Source organism: Tenacibaculum haliotis, from assembly GCF_025215075.1.
In the GTDB taxonomy this organism is placed as follows: domain Bacteria; phylum Bacteroidota; class Bacteroidia; order Flavobacteriales; family Flavobacteriaceae; genus Polaribacter; species Polaribacter haliotis_B.
Genome location: NZ_JAOBTH010000019.1, coordinates 40,382 through 62,733 on the forward strand (window position 1 = coordinate 40,382; position 22,352 = coordinate 62,733).

Genomic DNA, 22,352 nt, shown 5'->3' on the forward strand with positions numbered 1-22,352 from the left:
CATTTGGTTTCTGGTTAATCAAAATAATTTATGAAGAGGTATTCTCAAATGAAGAACATTAATAATTTAAAAGTACTTGGTTTATTCTTTGTGTTTTTTACTACAGTAGTAACAGCACAAAATAAAGAAGAGAAAAAAGATACTATTAAAAGTACTAGCAAGGTTTCGTACAAGAAATTACAAAAAGAAGGAAGTAAGAAAGAAGGATTGTTTAACGTTTATAGATTAAAAGAAGATATCTATTTTGAGATTCCAGATTCGTTATTATCAAAAGACTTTTTAATTGTCAATAAAGTTTCTCAAGTTCCTTATGCACTAAACGGACACGGATTAAATAAAGGGATGGCTTATGAAACTAAATTAATTAGGTTTTATAAAGATACAGTATTAAATAAGGTTTGGGTAAAAACAATTAACCCAAGAGTAACTTCTCCAAAAAATAATACAATTACACTTTCAGTACATGATAATTTTGGAGAATCTATTATAGAGGGGTTTAAAATTGAGTCAGAAAACGAAAAGAAAACATCGGCTTTAATTAAAGTAAACAGAGTTTTTGACGGGAACGACAAAAGTTTTAATGATTTATTGTCAAATATAGGTTTAGGTGGTAGTGTTAAAACAAAACTATCAAAGATTGAGGGCGTAAAAACTTTTTCTAAAAATATAGTAGTAAAATCTCTTTTAACAACTTCTGTATCTGAAGGGAAAAGTGCAGCGTTATCTTTATCAGTAGTTGTGTGTAATAGGTGGCTGTTAGTTCCTCATTTTTACTACCAGCATATTTAACGCACGCCTCACTTAGCAAAGAGCCTCTCTATCTTTGCACCACCTACTACAAGCCTTTCGGCACACAACAATGTATAACATTAATAAAGGGTTCTGTACTCTATATCAATGTTTTGTTCTTTTGCGTATTCGCTTGCATACTTCATTCCGTCACTCATTCCAAAGTCAACATAAAATACATGAAGGTCAGCTACTTTCTTCCACGCAAGCCCAGCATCAATGCCAAGTTTTCGGTCTTCTGGTATGTTATCATCTAAAACGTCTTTTTGTGTATAAAGTAAATGGCTTGCTATTGGTGCTTCCCCACGTTTTAGGCTGTCTTTTAAGCATTCACGAGCGTATTTTATGTTTCGCTGTATATCCCCAGCGTATGGGCTTTCTAATATTACTCTTTTCATTTAACTTTTGTTTTAATTAATCCTTTACTAATGTTATACGTTTACGGTGTGACTACCAATATAGTTTTGTTGCCAACTAATATAATGAAGCCGCGTTTTGGTGATAAACGAATAGGTTACTTTAGTAAACCAATGGATTATTATTCTGATAATCAGCATGAAGTAGAACATCGTGAATTAATTACACGCTGGAGGCTTGAACCCAAAAAAGAAGATATCGAAAGATATAAAAAAGGAGAATTAGTAATTCCTAAAAAACAAATAGTATATTATATAGATCCTGCAACGCCAAAAAAATGGATATCATATATTGAAAATGGAGTTTATGATTGGAATAAAGCTTTTGAACAGGCTGGTTTTAAAAACGCAGTAGTTGTTAAACAAGTTACGAAACAGGATAAAGATTTTGACATTGACGATGTTCGTTATTCTGTAATTACTTACGTGGCATCAGAAAGACAAAATGCAATGGGACCTTCAATAGTAGATCCTAGAAGTGGAGAAATTTTAGAGTCAGATATCATTTGGTGGCATAATTTAATGAAAGGTCTACACCAATGGATTCGTGTTCAAACAGGGCCTATAAACCCAGAAGCAAGAGCTAATGTTTTTTCAGATGAAATAATGGGGGAGTCTATTAAATTTGTATCGTCTCATGAAGTAGGGCACACTTTTGGATTAAAACATAACATGGGAGCATCATTTAGTTACCCCGTAGATTCATTAAGATCAGCTAGTTTTACTAAGAAAATGGGAGGGACTGCACCATCTATAATGGATTATGCTCGTTATAATTATGTAGCTCAACCAGGTGATAATGTAACCGAAATTAGTCCGAAAATTGGAGTGTATGATAAGTATGCTATTAATTGGGGGTACCGTTGGTTAGAAGGAAAAACAGCTCATGAAGAATTACCAATACTAAACCAATGGATAAGAAAACATGAAAATGATCCATTATATTTTTATGGCCCACAACAAAGAAAGGTTATAGACCCAAGGTCGCAAAGTGAAGATTTAGGTGATGATGCAGTAAAAGCAAGTGAGTACGGATTAAAAAACTTACAAAGAATTGTTCCTAATATTTTAACATGGACAAAGGAGGAAGGAGAAGATTATTATAGAGCATCTAAGTTATATAAAGCAGTAATAGATCAGTGGGTATTATACAATAATCACGTTATGGCAAATATCGGAGGAATTTATATCAACAATACTATTTATGGTGATAATAAAAACACCTTTGTGCCAGTTCCTGTACAGGTTCAAAAAAAATCATTAGAGTATATAATAAATAAAGCGATTTTACCACAAAAATGGCTGTTTACCCCAGATTTAATTCATAAAGTATACCCTGTTAGAGATGCACCAGATGGTGAACGATTTTACTCTCCGGTCTCAATGCATCGAGCCTATCAAACAAACATGATTTATCGTCTTATTGAAACAGATAGATTAATGAGAATTGCTGAAAACAAAGTGTTAACGCCTGACAATAAAAAAGTTTTTACAGAAGAATATTTATTTAATAAACTTTTTAAAGCTGTTTTTAAAAAAACAATTAAGAATGAAATTTTAGACATGTTTGATCGTATGACTCAAAAAAATTATGTAGACGTATTAACTGTTGATAGAAACATATTATTAAAGAAAACAAAACAAACAACATTAACAAACGAACATAAGAACTTTAAAAATGTACACTTTACTTACATACCCAGAGTGTCAGATGCGGGTTCAAATAAAAGAGCAGAATTAGAAAGAATCTTAAAATTATTAAAAAAGAAAAGAAAGAAAGGAAATGTAGCTACAAAAAACCATTATAATGATATGATAGCTAGAATTGAATATAACCTGAATAACTAATAATTATGAACAAAAAAATATTTTACATACTATTTTTTATCTCACTTTCTGTTTTTGCACAAAAAACGAAAACAATTAGTGGTACAATTATAGATGCGTCAAGAATGGATCCTTTACCGGGTGTTTCGGTTTATGCATCAACAAAAATGATTGGTAGTAAAACCAATATAGATGGTATTATTCGAGCTTCAATGATAGGTTCGACAACTGATTTTGATGGAAACTTTTCTTTTAAGGGATCAAAAGATATAAAATACATTATAATATCATATATGGGTTTTGAAACTCAAAAAATTAATGTTGAGAATAAGAGTAAAAACCTCATAATTTCTTTAGAAGAAAAGGAAGAAATTTTAGGAGAAGTAATTGTAACAGGATATCAAAAGATTGAAGAAAGAAAAGTGACTTCCTCTTATGTTAAAATAAAAACAGATGATGTTAAACGTGCTGGTACGGCTAATATTGATCAAATGCTTTCTGGAGAAATTTCAGGAGTACTTGTTCAACCAACTAGTGGCGCACCTGGAGCTCCAGCAAAAATTCAAATTAGAGGTACTTCAACCTTAAATGGCTCTTCAGATCCTTTGTGGGTTTTAGATGGAATTCCTTTACAAGGAAATGATATACCTAAAGATTTTACAGATAAAGATAATATTGATAATTTAAGATCGTACCCTATAGCAGGTATAAATCCTGATGATATAGAAGAAATTACAGTTTTAAAAGATGCTTCAGCAACATCCATTTATGGAGCTAGAGCAGCTAATGGAGTAATTGTAATTACTACAAAAAAAGGTAAAAAAGGCGAAATGAGAATTAATTTTAACGCAAGTTCTTTTTTAACTTTAAGACCTAATTTTGATAAATTAAATCTAATGAATGCTTCTGAAAAAGTAGATTTTGAATTAGGTTTAGCAAGTAGGTCAGATTTAGTATATCAAAGCGAAAGAGGTGGAGTATCTCGTATTTTACAAGCTTTCGGAGAATATGATAACTTTCAAAACAATGGTTTTTCAAGTATAAACCCATTAGCCCAAAATGCTATTAATAATTTAAGAAATAAAAATACTAATTGGGGTAATGAATTGTATCAAGCAGCAATAAATCAACAGTATGGGTTAACACTTTCAGGAGGAAGTGAAAAATCAAGGTATTATTTTTCTTTAGGGTATTTTGATGAAGAAGGAACAACAAAAGGAACTGGATTAAATAGGTATAACCTTACTTTTAAAAATGACTATGATGTAAATGATAAGCTAAATATTGGAGTATCAGTTTTTGCAAGTAGAAATAAAAGCACATCATATATTACAGGGATTGATGCATACACAAACCCAGCAAATTATTCAAGAAGAGTAAACCCTTATTTTACACCATATAATACTGATGGTAGTTATAATTATGATCCAGATTTAATTGAAAGGTCAGATTTAAATTTAAATTATAATCCTTTAGAAGAAAGACAGAATACAAATCAAGAGCTTACATCGTATTCTATTAAACCAATAATTGACCTTACATATAAATTTGATAAGACTTTAAGATTGTACACGCAGTTAGGTATGCAGTTCGATTTTGATCAAACTGAAAAGTTTGGAGGTAAAAACAGTTACTATACTAGAAAATACAGATTTGGGTCTAGATATCAAGATGAAGATGGGAACGACGCTTTTTTTATGCCACAAGGAGGTATAAATCAAAATTGGAATAGTGATGCTTTTCAATACAATTGGAAAACTACTTTAAATTACAACACTTCTATAAATAATATTCATGAAGTTGATGTGATGCTAGGTACCGAGTTTAGAGAAGACAAGCGTACAGAAATTCATACAAAAGGGTTTGGTTTTAACAGCAATACTTTAAGAACCATACCAATAACAGATGAAAGAGCTTTAGAAAATGAATTGTTTAATCCTTACAAAAAAACAATTAACGAAAATGCATATGCATCTTTCTTTGGAACAGCTTCGTATACTTACGATAGAAAATATACAATATTTGGAAGCTTACGATATGATGGTTCAAACTTATTTGGAGTAAACCCAGAGTTTAGATACTTACCTTTATGGTCAGTTGCAGGTTCTTGGAATGTCGCTAAAGAAAGCTTTTTTGATATAGAGGCAATAAGAGAGTTTAAAATAAGAGGTTCATATGGAGTGCAAGGAAATATAGATAAATCAACATCTCCTTTTGTGGTTGGAGAGTATAAAGATGTTACTATTTTACCAGGAAATTCTGAACAAGGAATTAATGTAATATCTGCTCCTAACAAAGATTTACGTTGGGAAAAAACAATCTCATCAAATGTAGGGTTTGACTTAGGTTTGTTTAATAATAGAGTATACGTATCAGCAGATTATTATTATCGTAAAAGTTCTGATTTAATTGGATTACAAGCAATACCTCTAGAATCTGGTTTCAATTTTATTAACACAAATTGGGCAACATTAAGTAATAAAGGTGTTGAGTTGGCTATTAATACTAAAAATATAGTAAATGATGATTTTAAGTGGAGTACAAGTTTTAATATATCACACAATAAGAATAGAGTAGAGAAAATTCAAATAAAAGAGAACGATTTTAAACCTTCTTTATTAGGATATGGAGTTAACGGAGTTTTCGCTATAAAAACAGCAGGTTTAGATAGCAATGGGTTGCCATTGTTTTGGAAAGATGGTAATAAAGTAACAGCGGTAGATTTTTATAACTTATCAGAAGGGGTTGATGGAAATCAATTAACAAGAGAAGAGCATAGAAATTTATATACTTATGTAGGTAATGCAGATCCTGAATTTAGTGGAGGTTTTATTAATAAGTTTCAATACAAAGATTTTAGTCTAAGCATAGCAACTAATTTTAATATAAATCAAACTGTAAAAAGAACACCAACATACCATCCTACACAAGTAAGTCCTACTTATAATTATAATAAAGAAATTTTAAAAGCAGGTACAGGAAATTACCCTGCATTGATTGGTAGTACAACTCCTGGGTTTGAAACAGACTTAGTGTATAATTGGTATCACACATATGATACAGGTAATACATTCAGAGACTTAGATATATGGATAGATAAAATTTCATACATAAGAGTTAATAGTATAAAGTTTGGATATAGTGTGCCAAGTAAATATTTAGAAAGTATGAATGTTTCAAGGTTAAGTTTTAACCTTGAAGGGAGAAATCTATTTGTTTTTGGAACAGATTATGACGGATATTTTGACCCAGAAACTTTTGGTAGTTCATATTCACAACCAATACCAAAAATTATTTCTTTCGGATTTAATCTTTCTTTTTAAAAAATACATATAAAGATGAAAAAATACATATACATATTATTTGTAACAATAATTACGCTAGTTTCATGCAATGATTATTTAGATATTGAGCCAGTTGGTCAAGTAATACCTAAATCAGTAGAAGATTATAGAAGTTTTTTAACTACAGCTTACGGAACCAAAAAAAATAATCATATTTTAACAACATATAGAGCTGATGAATTACAGTTGAGTAAAAGCTCTCCAGGATCATCGCAATATGAAGATATTTACTTATGGAATGATACAAACACCTCACCATTAACAACTCCTTTTTCATACGCTAGTTTCTATAAAATAATTTTTCATGCAAATCATGTAATTGAAAAAGAAACTGAAATTACTGGTGACGTAACAGCTGTTAACCAGCTGGTAGGAGAGGCTTATGCATTACGAGCACTACAATATTTTCAGTTAGTTAATTTATATGCAAAAGCATATAGCACTACTTCAGCTAACAGTGATAACGGTATTCCTATAGTGACTGAATATAACTTAGATCAAAAATATGATATTCAATCAATTGAGGAAGTTTATGTACAGATTTTAAATGATCTTTCTAATGCTGAAGCACGTTTAAATATTGAACAACAAGCTACTGGTTTAAACTATAGATTTTCAAAGATTGCATTAAAAAGTTTAGAATCGAAAGTGTATTTATATAAAAAAGAATGGCAAAAAGCTATCATCGCAAGTAAAGAGGCACTTGCTATAAAAAATACAATACAAGATTTAAATATAGATGATTCAATCATGCCATCAGAGTTTAGTTCTGTAGAATCTATTTTAGCATTAGATCAAGTATCATCGTTTGATATAGCAAGTAATGCTGCAGTTTCAGATCAACTATTAAATAAATATGATCGAACAAATGACTTAAGGTTTAATTTGTACTTTAAGAAAGACGGAAGCGTTTATAGACCAGCCAAAACAGCAAATTTAAAGTATAAGTCAACTTTTAGAGTTGCTGAATTATATTTTAATTTATCAGAAGCTTATCTACAAAACAATGAATTAGCTTTAGCAAAATTAGAGTTGTTAAAAGTAGCTGAAAATAGATATACCCCGTCTAAGGTGGCTACATATATAACATTCATAAACTCTTTAAATAAAGAAGATTTTTACAAAGAATTATTAGAAGAAAGAGCGCGTGAGTTGGCAATTGAAGGACATCGTTGGAATGATTTAAAAAGAACCTTGCAGCCAAAAATAATTAAATGGTATGAAGGTACAAATTATACATTACAACAAAATGATGATCGGTACGTAATACAATTTCCTAATGATGCTAAAATAAATAATCCCAATTTTTAAAATATAACTCCGGTAAGTGTCAAACGGATTAAAATAATTGACACTCAAAAATTAACAAATTAAATATATACATTATGAAAAAAGTTTTCCCTTTTTTATCTTTAATTATAGCACTTATAATAATAGGTTGTTCTAGTGATGATAAAGATAGCGTATCTCAATCATCGTTAAATAGTATTACAAGTTTCAAAATTAATTTTGAAGGCTTAAATGAAGATGATGTTATTTATAACTTAGGAAATAATATTACTATTAGTGTTCCTTATAAAACGAACATTTCAGATTTGGTTACGAATATAACGATATCTGAAAATGCTACAATTGTTCCTGCGTCAGGGCAAGCTGTAAGTTTTGTAGATGGACAAGAAATGCCTTTTGTTGTTACTGCCGAAAATGGTACAGATAAAGTATATAACGTAACCATAAATATTCGTGGAGAAGTGGGTAGTGGTTCACAGATAGCAACTTATCATTTTAAAGACGATTTTAGCGAAAGCAAAACGACTTATACTTATGATGATGTTTCTAATTTTATGAAATCTTATTCAGAAGAAGCAGGAGGATCTACCACAACTTATACCTATGTTTACAATGATAAAAATCAAATAATAAAAAGAGAATCAGATACACAAAGTGTTATATATACATATAATGATGAAGGTTTAATAATAAGTGCTAAACAGACCGATGAAGGTACTGAGTCTTACACATTTTCTTACACTTATAATGATGATAAAAGATTAGAAAAAAAAGAAAGAATAAACAAAGAGAATGATAGAGTAACAAATACAAGTTATACTTATGATGCTTCAGGAAATGTTAAAACAACAACAATTGGAGCAGAAACATTAGAGAATAACTACGACAACAAAAATAACCCATTTAAAGGTTTATATCCTTCATCTTATGCTAAAATTAATGTAGGAGTTGGCCTATCAGAGGTTAATGTAAATAACCCTGTACAAGGTAGTTTTTCAACTGATACACCTGTAGTTTATACATATAATACAGACGGGTATCCTTTAACTGCTTCATATGTAGTATTTGGGTTCATTAATACTAATGTAACATATACATATTTGAATTAATTGATGTTTCCCCTAGTTAAGCACTCTTAAAATTTATTTTAGGGGTGTTTTTTTTATGCAAATTTATTATTATGAAAAGATTAACCATATTATTAATAACTATTTTACTAACCGGCTGTAAAACAAGTGCTACAAAAAACGAAGATATAACTATAGAGTTGACAAATGAAGAGCAACTAAATAAATTGTATCAAGAAAGAATAAAACCTCTATTTAGTGCATATAAAGATATAATGATACCTAATGATTTTAGAATAGATAAAGAAGATAGTTCTATTAATGCTGGAGCAGCAGACGGTTATATTGAAGTAAGTCAAGGATTAGTAGACTATGATAAAGAGTATATAAAAGTTTATGTGTTATCTCATGAAATAGGTCATATCGTAACACTTAATCAAGCACAAAAGTTTGAATTAGGTTCGCAAATACCTTCTGGAATTAAAACAAATGATTATAAAAAAGCAGAGTATTTAGCAGATTTAATTGCGATACATTTAATGCTAACCAAAGAGAAAACTTTAGGAGAAGAATTAAAACAGAATTTAGAAGTAGTTCAATCTTTATTAGGACCAGAAATATTTACACATCCAAGTGCTGTAGATAGAGTAGAGCTAATGAATTTGTATATTGAAAAAAGCTTTAATGAAGATCCAAACATAGCTTTTGAAGAAATTTTTGAAAAGATATGGAATATGGATTAAAACAAAAGCGTCCCAGAGGGCGCTTTTGTTTTTTATAAGAGATTATTATGGTACTTCTAGAAAACCTTTTAATTCATTGAGATAGTCATAAGTGATGTTCTTTTCATCTAGTTCTTTTAAATAGCCTTTAATATCATTGTGCCATTTAATTTTATGTAATTTAATATTTGGAGACTCATTTTTGTTATTATCGTCAATTTGTTTTCTGAATTCATCAGTTCTTTCTAGAATTTTCTGTAAAATGTCTTTTAGTTTTTTTGCGGATTCTTTCTCAGTAATCCCTTTGAATAAGAACTCCTTTTGAAATCGATTGAAATTTATAAACTCATTAAGAAGATTCATTAGTTGACTTACTAACTCATGAATATTGGTAATTGAATAATTTATTATATTCTCGCTAATCAAATTAGTGATTTTTTGTAATAATGTTATTTGGTTTTGAAGTTCTTGGTATCTAAGCTCAAAAAGTTTATTTCTTTTTTAATTAATTTGATTTAATAAGATTTGAAAAATACCTACTATTAAGGGAAGTAATGGAATCAGAGCAGCAAGTATTTTATCTGTTCCGTCAATAATTTTACAATTAAAAAATAAGTAAAATATTACTGATGTAATAATTATTAGAGATAGACAAAGCAAAATATAATCCGAATTCTTTCTGATTTTTTCGATCATTTACTTGAGTGTTTAAATTAGTAAAATAACCTACTTTCGTGTAAAGTACTTAAAGATATACGTTTATTATTTAATAATAAAAAAATAAGAATAAAAAGCAACCTCATTTGAGGTTGCTTTTCATAAAGTTTATTGTAGAAAGAATATTAATTTAATACATCCCATAATTTATCTTTCAATTCTTGTAAACCTAATTGGGCTACAGACGAGATAAATAAGGCATCGATACCTTCTGGTAAGTCTTGTTTAATTTCTTCTTTTAATTCATCGTCTAGCATATCTGATTTAGAAATAGCTAATAAACGATCTTTATCTAACAATTCAGGATTGTGCTTACGTAATTCGTTTAATAAAATTTCGTACTCTTTTTTAATATCATCACTATCCGCAGGAATTAAAAATAATAGGGTTGAGTTACGCTCAATATGACGTAAAAAATAATGCCCTAATCCTTTTCCTTCAGCAGCACCTTCTATAATACCAGGAATATCTGCCATTACAAAACTCTTGTGATTACGGTGTTCTACAATACCTAAATTTGGTTTTAGAGTAGTAAATGCATAATCAGCAATCTTTGGTTTTGCAGCTGTTAATACAGAGAGTAAAGTAGATTTACCTGCATTAGGGAAACCAACTAAACCAACATCGGCTAACAATTTAAGTTCAATACGAAACCAGCCATCAGTACCATCAATACCTGGTTGTGCATAACGTGGCGCTTGATTTGTTGACGATTTAAAGTGCCAGTTTCCAAGGCCACCTTTACCACCTGGTAATAAAACAATGTCTTGTTCGTGGTGGGTAACTTCGTGTAAAATTTCGTCAGTATCGGCATTACGGATAATTGTTCCTAATGGTACAGGAACAATAATATCTTTAGCATCGTGGCCAGTACTACGACTTGCACTACCATCACCACCTGGTTCTGCTCTAAAATGACGTTTAAATTTTAAATGAAAAAGTGTCCACATACTTTTATCACCACGTAAAATAATATGACCACCTCGACCACCATCTCCTCCATCAGGACCTCCTTTGGTAATAAATTTTTCACGATGTAAGTGTACTGATCCTCGACCTCCTTTACCAGAAGATGCGTAGATTTTTATATAGTCAACAAAATTTCCTTCAGTCATTGTTTCAAATATTTAAAGAAAAAGAAGTTTCTTTTTCTTTATGTAAATTATAATGTATCAAATACGTCTGATAAACGTTTTGTAATATCTGCTATAGATCCTACACCGTTTACGCCGTAATAATTACCTTGTTCTTGGTAAAAGTCTTTTAAAATTGCTGTTTTGGTATTGTATTCGTTAAAACGATTTCTGATTTTACTTTCGTCAGTATCATCAGTTCTTCCACTCGTTTTTCCTCTTTCCAACAAACGATCAACTAATAAGTCTTCAGAAACTTCTAAAGCAACCATTCCGTTAATACGTTCGTTTTTTTCACCTAAAAAAGCATCTAAAGCTTTTGCTTGCGATTCTGTTCTTGGAAAACCATCAAAAATAAATCCGTTTGCATCTGCATTCCTTTCTACTTCTGCTTTTAACATATTAATGGTTACTTCATCCGGAACTAAATTTCCGTCATCCATATACGTTTTAGCAAGTAAGCCTAATTCCGTTTTATTTTTGATATTGAAACGGAAAACATCTCCGGTAGAAATATGAACTAAATTATACTTCTCTTTTAATAAATCGGCTTGTGTTCCTTTTCCGGCACCTGGAGGGCCAAATAATACGATGTTTTTCATTTTAGGTTGTGTTGTTAATTGATAAATAGCAGGTAAATTTCTACCATAGCCTTTGTAATCTAAACCGTATCCTACAATAAATTTATCTTCAATATTCTTTCCGATATAGTTTATTGGCAGTTCTTTTCGATATACATCAGGCTTGTAAAAAAGAGTGACTATTTTTAGTTCTTTTATTTTTTTGGTTTCGAAAATTTCGTAAATTTCCTGTAAAGTGGTACCTGTGTCAATAACGTCTTCTAAGATAATTACCGTTCGGTTGGTTAGATCTTCGTTGATACCAATTAATTTCTTTACATTTTCTGTTGAAGCTGTACCTTCATAAGATGCTAATTTTACAAAACTAATTTCACAATCGCTTTTATACGCGCGTAAAAAATCGGCTGTAAAAACAAAGCATCCGTTTAAAATACCGATAAATAAAGGAACTTCATTTTTAGGTAAATCGGCTTTTACTTGCTGTGCTAATTTTTTAACAACAGTAGCTATTTCATTTGAAGAAATGAATTCTTTAAAGTATAAATCGTGGAGTTTTGTAATTTTCATCAGACTGCAAAGATAGTTGCTTGATTGTAAATGAAAAAACCGTTTTGAATATTATTCAAAACGGTTTTTGTAATCTATATAAGAATATTATTCTTTGTCTTCTTTTTTAGAAGCATCAAACATAATTGGTGTTGCTACGAATAATGATGAATACGTACCTACAACTACACCTACGATTAATGCGAACATAAATCCTTTAATAGAATCCCCTCCAAAGAAGAAGATAGCTAACATTACTAATAATGTAGTTAAAGAGGTATTTATTGTTCTTCCTAAAGTGCTACTTAATGCTTTGTCTACTAAACCAGCAGTAAATGTTTTGCTTTCTCCTGCATATTCTCTAATTCTATCGAAAATTACCACGGTATCATTTAATGAGTATCCAACTACTGTTAAGATAGCTGCGATAAATGATTGTCCGATTTCCATATCAAAAGGCATAAATTTGTAACAGATAGAAAATACTCCTAATACCACTAATACATCGTGGAATACTGCTGCTACTGCACCAATAGAATAAGACATTTTTCTAAAACGTAATAAGATGTATAAGAATACTACAAGTAATGAACCGATTACCGCCCATAATGCAGATTTTTTAATATCATCAGCAATGGTTGGCTCTACTTTCATGTAGCTCATAATTCCGCTACCAGCTTTTTCAAATCCAGGTTTAAAGTCTTCGTAAGAAGTTGTACCTAAATGAGATTTTAATCCGGTATATAAAGCATTCTGAACTTGTTCATCAACTTCAGTACCTTCTTCATCAATTTTAAAAGCGGTAGTTATTTTTAATTGATTATCTGAACCGTAAGTTTTAACCTCAGGAGCAGCTTCAAAAGCACCTTGTAAAGAGGAAGCAACTTCAGTAGCGTTCATTGGTTGATCGAAACGAACAACATAAGAACGACCTCCTTTAAAGTCAACTCCTTGTTTTAATCCTAAAGTAAAGATAGAAACTAAACCAGTAAGAATAATGAATCCAGAAATGATGTAAGCTAACTTACGTTTCTTTAAAAATTCGATGCTAATACTGTTAAACCAGTTTTTAGAAATATTTGTGTTAAAAGTTAAGTTTGCACCTTTATTAACCGATCCGTCTATAAATAAACGAGTAATAAAGATCGCAGTAAATAAAGAAGTTGCAATACCTAGCATTAAGGTATAAGCAAAACCTTTAATTGGTCCAGTACCAAAAACAAATAAGATAAGACCTGTTAAGAACGTTGTAATGTTTGCATCAATAATTGCAGATAAAGCTCCTTTAAAACTAAATCCTTCACTAACGGCTGTATTTAAATCTTTACCACCACTTAAGGCTTCTTTAATTCTTTCGAAAATAATTACGTTCGCATCTACCGACATACCTATGGTTAAGATAATACCAGCAATACCAGGTAATGTTAATACTGCATTAAACGATACTAACCATCCGAAGATAAATAAGATGTTTACTAATAAAGCAATATTTGCATATAAACCAGCTTTACCGTAATATAAAACCATCCATATTAAGATTAATAAGATAGCTAATCCGAATGACCAGATACTTGCATCAATAGATTCTTGACCTAATGACGGCCCTACAACTTCCATTTGAATAATTCTTGCAGGAGCAGGTAATTTACCAGCTTTTAATACTGTAGATATATCTTGCGCCTCTTCAACTGTCATCGTTCCTCCAGAAATCTGAGTGCTTCCTCCAGTAATTGCTCCGTTTACAACAGGAGCAGTATATACATAATCATCTAAAACAACAGCAACAAATTTACCAACGTTTTCGCTAGTCATTTTCGCCCATTTCTTAGTTCCTGTACCATTCATTAACATTGAAACAACTGGCTTGCTTAATTGATCGAAATCCTGATTTGCATCAGCAATTACATCACCATCAATAGTAGCTTGGTCATTTCTGTTAGATTTTATCGCATATAAACCAATAATTTCTGCAGCTCCATCAGCACTAGGTTGTGCTTTGTAATCCCATAAGAATTTAACGTACTTTAAATTAGTAGGTAATAAAGCTCTTACGCTTTTATCAGCAAGTAAACTGTTTACTTTAGCTGTGTCTTGTACTCTAGCTTGTGCTACTAAAGAGCTCATTTGTTGCTGGTTTTGAGCTACATTAGGAAACAAGTAAGTAAATAAGTTTTTTTGATTTTCAACCTTAGTTGAATCAGCAGATGCACCTAATAAATCATCGATGTCATCAGTTTTTGTAGAATCTTTAACTTTCTCAGTAGTTGAGTCGTCTTTTAACAATTCAGCAACCTTTGCATTTGCAGCAAAGAAAAAGTTTTGAATTTCAGCATTTGTATATACTTCCCAAAACTGTAATTCAGCAGTACTTGTAATTAATTTAGTAACACGCTCAATATCTTTAGCTCCTGCTAATTCAATTTGAATTCTACCAGAGTTACCAATACGTTGAATACTTGGTTGAGTTACACCAAATTTATCAATACGGCTACGTAATACTTCAAAAGAAGTATTAATAGAAGTATTGATTTCTTCTTGAAGAACTTCTTTTACTTCAGTATTCGTTTTATTAAAGTCTATTTTTTCACGTAAAGATTTTGTTCCGAATATTGCAGGATCACTTAATTTAACGGTTCCGTTACTTAAAGTTTCGAATTCGCTAAAAAATAAATCTAAGTAATTATCTTGACTTGCTTTTTGAGCTTCGCTAGCTTTTGCTAAAGCTTCTCTAAAAACAGTATTGTTTGAGTTATTAGCTAAAGCAACTAAAATATCTTTTACAGATACTTGTAAAATTGCATTTATACCACCTTTTAAGTCTAATCCAAGGTTCATTTCACGCTCCTTGATGTCGTTATAAGTGTATTCAGCAACGCCTAAATTTACTACTTTATCATTAGCAACACTATCAAGATATTTTCTTTCAAATCTAGCTAACTCTCTACCGTTGTTATCTTTAACGTTTTCTTTTGCATATACCTTAGCGCTATCTTCTACTTTATTAGCAAAAAATGTAAACGACAGTTGGTATAAGCTTACTAATCCGAAAAGGACAGCAAATAATTTAATAAGACCTTTGTTCTGCATCTATAATAGTTTAATTCGAGTTCTTTTTTAAAACGTGCAAATATAGTATTTCAAAAAAGATTTGCCAATTCTTTTACCATATTTATCTGTTTACGCTATGTTTAGTTAAATTATGCTAACAATTATCAGTTTTAATAGGAATTATATTATGTATATTTACTTGTTTTTTTAATACAACTATTCACTTAAAATTATACAATTCGCGATGGCGCATTTAACAGATATAGAGATAGCACAAGCAAAAGATTTACAACATATTAAGCATATAGCAAATAAACTAAATGTACAAGAAGACGACTTGGAAATGTATGGAAAATACAAAGCTAAATTACCTTTGCACTTAATTGATGAAGATAAAGTAAAAGAAAATAATTTAGTTTTAGTAACCGCCTTAACTCCAACTCCTGCCGGAGAAGGTAAAACAACCGTTTCTATTGGTTTAACCGAAGGTTTAAATAAAGTAGGTAAGCAAGCTACCGTGGTTTTAAGGGAGCCTTCTTTGGGGCCGGTATTCGGAATTAAAGGAGGTGCTGCCGGAGGGGGATATTCTCAGGTAGTACCAATGGAGGATATCAATTTGCATTTTACAGGTGATTTCAACGCTATTGAAAAAGCAAATAATTTATTAGCAGCTTTGATAGATAATAACTTACAAAGTCAAACGAACAACCTAAATATAGATCCGCGTACTATTTTATGGAAACGTGTTATCGATATGAACGATCGTGCATTGCGTCAAATTACGATAGGTTTAGGTGGTACAGGAAACGGTATTCCTCGTGAAGATGGTTTTAATATTACGCCAGCATCCGAAGTAATGGCAATACTTTGTATGGCAATGAATTTTGATGATTTAAAAAAACGATTAGGAAGCATATTTATCGGATTCACTTTTGATAAAAAGCCTGTTTTTGCGGCTGATTTAAATGCGCAAGATGCGATGGCAATTTTACTAAAAGATGCCATTAAGCCAAATTTAGTACAAACGCTAGAAGAAAACCCTGCAATTATTCATGGAGGTCCTTTTGCAAACATCGCACAAGGAACCAATACGATTATTGCTACTAAAATGGGCTTGTCATTATCTAATTATGTGGTTACAGAAGCAGGTTTTGGAGCAGATTTAGGAGCAGAGAAGTTTTTAAATATTAAATCTGCATACGCAGGATTAAATCCCAAGTGTGTAGTGTTGGTTGCAACTATTAGAGCTTTGCGTCACCATGGTGGAGCAGAGAAACAAGAATACAATACGCCTAGTTTAGAAAAAGTTAAAGACGGATTCAGAAATCTAGAAAAGCACATCGAGAATATTCGAAAATTTAATATAGAACCAGTAGTTGCAATCAACTCATTTATTTCTGACTCTGACGAAGAAGTAAGTTTTGTAATTGATGCTTGTAAAAAACTAGGTGTTGAAGCAGTTGTTTCAGAAGGTTGGGCAAAAGGTGGAGAAGGAACAAAAAATTTAGCGAAAGCAGTGGTTAATGTAGTTGAAAATAAAGCAACACAATTCAAACCTTTGTATGATTGGAAAAGTCCTGTAAAAGATAAAATAGAAAAGATTGCAAAAGAAATTTATGGCGCCGATGCTGTTACTTATGAGAAAAAAGCAGCATTGAATTTAAGAAGGATTGATAGATTAGGGTTTAATGATTTTGCCGTTTGTATGGCAAAAACACAAAAATCTTTTTCTGACGACGATAAATTGATAGGAAGGCCAGAAGGTTTTACTATAAATGTCCGTGAAATAGAGATTGCAGCAGGCGCACAATTTGTAATTCCTATTTTAGGAAAGATGATGCGAATGCCTGGTTTACCAGCAACACCAGCTTCAGAACATATGAGTATTGATAATAATGGTGTTATTTCTGGATTGTCTTAAAATGATTTAGATCGTGAAAATAACAAGCCCCGAGTTAAAAACTCGGGGCTTGTTATTTTATAATAAATATGTAAACTAATTTACACCACGTTGTTTGTTAATTTCGTCTTGTAGTTGGCGTCTTAACTTTTGTTCTTTGTCAATAGCATTTCTTTTGTGTTGTTCAAACTCATTTTCAACATCAGCCAATAAATTTCTTGTTTCTTTCGTGATAGAGTAGCTACCGTTAAATTTAAAAATAAAAAAAGCTAGTCCAATTAGTAATCCCCCAATAATACTCCAAAGGATAGTATTGTAAGTGCCTTTGTTTAATAATACCCCAAAGAAAGAAAAAGCATCTTCTTTTTCTACAGATACAGATAGATTACTTTTTAAAGTAGTAATTTCTTCTTTTAAAGCCTCTGATTTTTTTAACTGTTCATTTATTTTCAGTTGTTTCGTAACAACATCTTTTTTGATAACAGAAATGCTATCTAATATGTTTTTCTGAAAGCTTACAAACTGAGTACGTTTAATCATTTTATACTCTTGCCAGTTATTTGACATTCGATAAATTTTTGTAAACTGATTCTCTATCGTATTAGGTAATGCTTCTACCTGAGCTTTAGATAAACGATTTTGTGCTGTAATATTTTGCGTTAATATTATTAGGAATAGAATTCTTAAAGTTTTCATAGATGAGAATTTTATGTAAATATTGAGTCTAATGGGTTTAAAAAAACCCAAACGTTTAAGTTTGGGTTTTTAGTATAAGCAAGTATATGAAACTTATTTTACTTTTTCTACAATGGCCTTAAAAGCTTCTGGGTTGTTCATAGCTAAATCGGCTAAAACCTTACGGTTTAATTCGATACTATTAGCTTTAACTTTCCCCATAAACTGAGAGTAAGACATTCCGTACTGACGAGCTCCTGCGTTAATACGCTGAATCCATAATGAACGGAAGTTTCTCTTATTGTTTTTACGGTCACGATAAGCATATGTCATCGCTTTTTCTACCGCATTTTTTGCTACTGTGTAAACGTTTTTACGTCTTCCAAAGTAACCTTTTGCTGCCTTCAAGATTTTTTTTCTTCTTCTTCTTGAGGCTACTGAATTTACTGATCTTGGCATAATTCAAATGGTTTTTTGTAGTAGGCGATCGAATATCGATACTTAATTGAGCCTAACTCCATGGTTAATAATTAAATTCCCTGGCTAACAGATTAGTTTAAAATATTATTTTAAAACTAATTGTTGCTTAATGTTTGCTACATCAGACTTGTGTACTAATGTTGCGTGTCTTAAAGCAAGCTTACGTTTTTTAGACTTCTTTGTTAAGATATGGCTTTTAAACGCGTGCTTTCTTTTGATCTTACCAGAACCAGTTATCTTGAAACGTTTCTTGGCACTAGACTTTGTTTTAATTTTAGGCATCTTTGTTTTTTAGTTTATCTTGCTTATATATTGTGAATGATTTACTTATTTAGCCTTTTTAGGCGCAATAAACATAATCATACGTTTTCCTTCTAACTTAGGCATTTGTTCTACCTTACCGTGCTCTTCTAATTCTTGCGCTAATTTTAATAATAAAATTTGCCCTTGTTCTTTAAATACAATCGAACGTCCTTTGAAGAATACAAAAGCTTTTAATTTAGCTCCGTCTTGTAAAAACTTAATGGCATGTTTCTTTTTAAATTCATAATCATGCTCATCAGTTTGAGGTCCAAAACGAATCTCTTTAACGATAACTTTTGTTGCCTTTGATTTTAAAGCTTTATCACGTTTTTTTTGTTCGTATAAAAACTTCTTATAATCAATAATTTTACAAACAGGAGGTACAGCTTTCGGTGAAATTTCAACTAAGTCTAACTCTTGTTCGATGGCCATTTCTTTGGCTTTTTCTAAAGGATAAACACCTACTTCGATGTTTTCGCCTACAAGACGAACTTCATCAACATATCTAATTTTATCATTAATTCTATGTTGATCTTCTTTAATTACCCTTAGCGGTCTACGTCCGCCTCTTCTTCTAATTGCTATGACTCATGATTTTAAATTAGTATTCTTTTTTTAGTTTCCAAAAGGAACCAATGTTTTATTAACTTCTTTTTGTATCAAAGAAATGAACTCTTCTATAGTGAATGTTCCAATATCTCCTTCACCGTGTTTTCTTACAGATACCGTGCCGTCTTGCTCTTCCTTTTCACCTACAATAACCATAAATGGTATTTTGCTTACTTCTGCATCACGAATCTTTCTTCCTGTTTTCTCACTTCGGCTATCTACCAGGGCGCGAATTTCGGAATTTTCTAACAAAGTTAAAACTTTTTTAGTATATTTTTGATATTTATCACTGATAGGCAATAAGATAACTTGCTCTGGAGTTAACCAAAGTGGGAAGTTTCCGCCTGTATGCTCCAATAACACAGCGATAAAACGTTCCATAGAACCAAAGGGTGCTCTGTGAATCATTACCGGTTGATGCAACTGATTATCGGCTCCTTTATAGGTTAATTCGAATCTTTTAGGTAAATTATAGTCTACTTGTATGGTTCCTAATTGCCAACTTCTGCCTAAAGCATCCTTAACCATAAAGTCTAATTTAGGACCATAAAAAGCAGCTTCACCTTCTTCTATAACAAAATCTAAACCTTTATCTGTTGCAGCATTTATAATTGCTTGTTCAGCAATTTCCCAAGTTTTAACATCACCTATATATTTGTCTGGATTTTCCATATCTCTAATAGAAACCTGCGCAGTAAAGTCTTCAAAACCTAAAGATTTAAATACATAAAGTACTAAATCGATAACTTCTTTAAATTCTTGATCTAGTTGTTCAGGTGTACAAAAAATATGTGCATCATCTTGCGTAAAACCTCTTACACGAGTTAATCCATGTAATTCACCGCTTTGTTCGTATCTATATACAGTTCCAAATTCAGCAAAACGCTTTGGTAAATCTTTATATGAATGAGGTTTAAAGTTATAAACCTCACAGTGATGCGGACAGTTCATAGGCTTTAATAAAAACTCTTCATCCATTTTAGGAGTTTTTATTGGTTGAAAACTGTCTTCACCATATTTAGCATAATGACCAGAAGTAACATATAGTTCCTTTTGTCCGATATGAGGCGTCATCACCATTTCGTAGCCAGCTTTCTTTTGTGCTTTCTTTAAAAAATCTTCAAGTCTTCCTCTTAAGGCAGCTCCTTTAGGTAACCATAAAGGTAATCCTGCTCCAACTTTTTGTGAAAACGTAAAAAGCTCTAACTCTTTACCTAATTTTCTGTGGTCACGTTTTTTAGCCTCTTCCAATAACTCTAAATACTCAGTAAGCATTTTTTGCTTCGGAAAAGTGATACCATATATACGTGTTAATTGCTTATTTTTTTCGTCACCTCTCCAATAAGCACCAGCAACACTCATTACTTTAATAGCTTTTAGTATTCCAGTATTAGGAACATGTCCACCTCTACATAAATCGGTGAAATCACTATGGTCGCAAAAAGTAATATCCCCATCAGTTAAATTTTCAATTAATTCAACTTTATATTCATTTCCTTCTTCTTTATAATAAGCTAAGGCATCAGCCTTAGAAATCGAACGAAGTTTAAATTCATGTTTACCCCGAGCTAACTCTAAAAACTTCTTTTCTATAGCAGAGAAATCTTTATCAGAAATTGTTCCTTCTCCCAAATCAATGTCATAATAAAAACCGTTATCAATTGCTGGTCCTATCGTTAACTTCGCATTTGGGTGAAATTCTAAAATAGCTTGTGCTAATACGTGTGCAGAAGAGTGCCAAAAAGCCTTTTTCCCTCCCTCATCATTAAAAGTGTATAGTATTAAAGAGCCGTCTGTAGTAAGCGGGGTAGTGGTTTCAATGGTGGTGCTGTTAAAATTTGCAGAAATAACATTTCTAGCAAAACCTTCACTTATACTTTTAGCAACATCCATTGATGTTGCACCAATTTCGAATTCTTTAACGCTTCCGTCTGGTAATGTAATTTTAATCATTATATGTATGTTATGTTTAATTCCCTTACAAGTGGGAATTTTCAAAACACAAAGATATTGCAAAAGCGTTTTTAATACAATATATATGAGAGCTATTTTCATGGCGTGTCAATTTCTTTAAAATTGTCGGGCTTTCACTACTCGCTTTTTTACTAAAAATGGTAAAAAGAGCTCAAACAAGCCGTTCAATCCCTCACGCGAAGATTAATACGATAATGAGTAGGTTAAAAATTCAATGTAGTTTTAGAGTTAAGTGTCTAGAAAACAACGTTGCGTAAAATACTTTAAAAAAAAGGTAAAAAAGGTAGTTGTTATGTTAGAAAAGGAATCTATATTTGCACCCGCTAAGGGAAAAACGAGTGTTTAGAATTTAGTAAAGTTCATTAAGATAACTTCAAAAAAAGGTAAAAAATAAGTTAATTTTTACTTGTTTAAATCGAAAGAAAGAGAGTATCTTTGCAGTCCGTTTTAAATGCGGGAGTTCATTAAAATTTAGCAAAAAATAACTTTAAAAAAACTTCAAAGAAGTTTTGTCAATTTTAGAAAAGTTTATAGATTTGCAATCGCTTTAAGAAAGCGAAACGATCAGAGAAATTTTGGAATGATTTTGTAATAAGAATCAGTTAGTTCGAATCTAGCATTTCTACAAAAAGGTTGAGTTAAAGAGATGAGATAATACTTGTCATTGGCGACTCGCCAAGTTCATTGAAAATATTGAAATTGACAGCGTAAACAAAGAGTAGAATAACCACGTTCTAATTCGTTAGAACAAATTCTTTTGAAACTTATTCATTAATATTATTTAAAATATACAATGAAGAGTTTGATCCTGGCTCAGGATGAACGCTAGCGGCAGGCTTAACACATGCAAGTCGAGGGGTAACATTGTGCTTGCACAGATGACGACCGGCGAACGGGTGCGTAACGCGTATAGAATCTGCCTTGTACAGGA

General features: G+C 31.4%; 16 protein-coding genes, 1 rRNA gene and 1 pseudogene. 8 read left to right on the plus strand and 10 right to left on the minus strand.

The window, feature by feature from the left end; genetic code table 11:
- The first annotated feature begins 48 nt into the window (after positions 1–48).
- Complete coding sequence (locus N2251_RS01675) at positions 49–789, plus strand: DUF5117 domain-containing protein (protein ID WP_260584951.1); 741 nt, start codon at positions 49–51, stop codon at positions 787–789.
- An 80-nt stretch (positions 790–869) separates the two neighbouring features.
- Here N2251_RS01675 and N2251_RS01680 read toward each other — a convergent pair whose 3' ends face one another.
- Positions 870–1,187: a DUF7768 domain-containing protein gene (locus tag N2251_RS01680; RefSeq protein ID WP_260584952.1), complete on the minus strand. Its 318-nt coding sequence runs from the start codon at positions 1,185–1,187 to the stop codon at positions 870–872.
- A gap of 45 nt (positions 1,188–1,232) precedes the next feature.
- Between N2251_RS01680 and N2251_RS01685 the strand changes: the two are divergent.
- From N2251_RS01685 to N2251_RS01705, 5 genes and pseudogenes are all read left to right on the plus strand, one after another.
- Positions 1,233–3,053 (plus strand): annotated as a pseudogene (locus N2251_RS01685) (zinc-dependent metalloprotease); the annotation flags it as partial.
- Positions 3,054–3,058: 5 nt separating this feature from the next.
- Entirely contained in the window at positions 3,059–6,355 is a 3,297-nt protein-coding gene (locus N2251_RS01690) for a SusC/RagA family TonB-linked outer membrane protein (RefSeq protein ID WP_260584954.1), read from the plus strand.
- Between the two features lie 15 nt (positions 6,356–6,370).
- Positions 6,371–7,687, plus strand: a complete 1,317-nt coding sequence (locus tag N2251_RS01695; RefSeq protein WP_260584955.1) for a RagB/SusD family nutrient uptake outer membrane protein — start codon at positions 6,371–6,373, stop codon at positions 7,685–7,687.
- Positions 7,688–7,761: 74 nt separating this feature from the next.
- A complete protein-coding gene (locus N2251_RS01700) occupies positions 7,762–8,775 on the plus strand; it encodes an SGBP N-terminal domain-containing protein (RefSeq protein WP_260584956.1) in 1,014 nt (337 codons plus the stop codon).
- A 71-nt stretch (positions 8,776–8,846) separates the two neighbouring features.
- Positions 8,847–9,476 carry a M48 family metalloprotease gene (locus N2251_RS01705; protein WP_260584957.1) on the plus strand — a complete coding sequence of 210 codons (630 nt, stop codon included), beginning with the start codon at positions 8,847–8,849 and terminating at the stop codon, positions 9,474–9,476.
- Positions 9,477–9,521: 45 nt separating this feature from the next.
- On the opposite strand, the gene N2251_RS01710 is transcribed toward N2251_RS01705, so the two are convergent.
- From N2251_RS01710 to secDF, 4 genes are all read right to left on the minus strand, one after another.
- Positions 9,522–9,881 (minus strand): hypothetical protein, encoded by a 360-nt coding sequence (locus tag N2251_RS01710; protein WP_260584958.1) that lies wholly within the window; start codon positions 9,879–9,881, stop codon positions 9,522–9,524.
- 416 nt (positions 9,882–10,297) lie between these two features.
- Entirely contained in the window at positions 10,298–11,287 is a 990-nt protein-coding gene (gene obgE, locus N2251_RS01715; protein WP_260584959.1) for a GTPase ObgE, read from the minus strand.
- 47 nt (positions 11,288–11,334) lie between these two features.
- Complete coding sequence (locus tag N2251_RS01720; protein WP_260584960.1) at positions 11,335–12,453, minus strand: adenylate kinase; 1,119 nt, start codon at positions 12,451–12,453, stop codon at positions 11,335–11,337.
- A gap of 87 nt (positions 12,454–12,540) precedes the next feature.
- Complete coding sequence (gene secDF, locus N2251_RS01725) at positions 12,541–15,519, minus strand: protein translocase subunit SecDF (RefSeq protein ID WP_260584961.1); 2,979 nt, start codon at positions 15,517–15,519, stop codon at positions 12,541–12,543.
- 205 nt (positions 15,520–15,724) lie between these two features.
- On the opposite strand from secDF, the gene N2251_RS01730 reads away from it, so the two are divergent.
- Positions 15,725–17,401 (plus strand): formate--tetrahydrofolate ligase, encoded by a 1,677-nt coding sequence (locus N2251_RS01730; protein ID WP_260584962.1) that lies wholly within the window; start codon positions 15,725–15,727, stop codon positions 17,399–17,401.
- Positions 17,402–17,476: 75 nt separating this feature from the next.
- Here N2251_RS01730 and N2251_RS01735 read toward each other — a convergent pair whose 3' ends face one another.
- The 5 genes from N2251_RS01735 to thrS form a co-directional block, all read right to left on the minus strand.
- Complete coding sequence (locus N2251_RS01735) at positions 17,477–18,076, minus strand: hypothetical protein (RefSeq protein WP_260584963.1); 600 nt, start codon at positions 18,074–18,076, stop codon at positions 17,477–17,479.
- A 93-nt stretch (positions 18,077–18,169) separates the two neighbouring features.
- Positions 18,170–18,514 carry a 50S ribosomal protein L20 gene (gene rplT, locus N2251_RS01740; protein ID WP_260584964.1) on the minus strand — a complete coding sequence of 115 codons (345 nt, stop codon included), beginning with the start codon at positions 18,512–18,514 and terminating at the stop codon, positions 18,170–18,172.
- A gap of 105 nt (positions 18,515–18,619) precedes the next feature.
- Positions 18,620–18,817 (minus strand): 50S ribosomal protein L35, encoded by a 198-nt coding sequence (gene rpmI / locus N2251_RS01745; protein ID WP_028887164.1) that lies wholly within the window; start codon positions 18,815–18,817, stop codon positions 18,620–18,622.
- 45 nt (positions 18,818–18,862) lie between these two features.
- Entirely contained in the window at positions 18,863–19,381 is a 519-nt protein-coding gene (gene infC / locus N2251_RS01750; protein WP_101043545.1) for a translation initiation factor IF-3, read from the minus strand.
- 72 nt (positions 19,382–19,453) lie between these two features.
- On the minus strand, positions 19,454–21,400 hold the full coding sequence (gene thrS / locus N2251_RS01755; RefSeq protein WP_260584965.1) for a threonine--tRNA ligase: 1,947 nt from the start codon (positions 21,398–21,400) through the stop codon (positions 19,454–19,456).
- A gap of 811 nt (positions 21,401–22,211) precedes the next feature.
- On the opposite strand from thrS, the gene N2251_RS01760 reads away from it, so the two are divergent.
- A 16S ribosomal RNA gene (locus tag N2251_RS01760) occupies positions 22,212–22,352 on the plus strand; the annotation flags it as partial.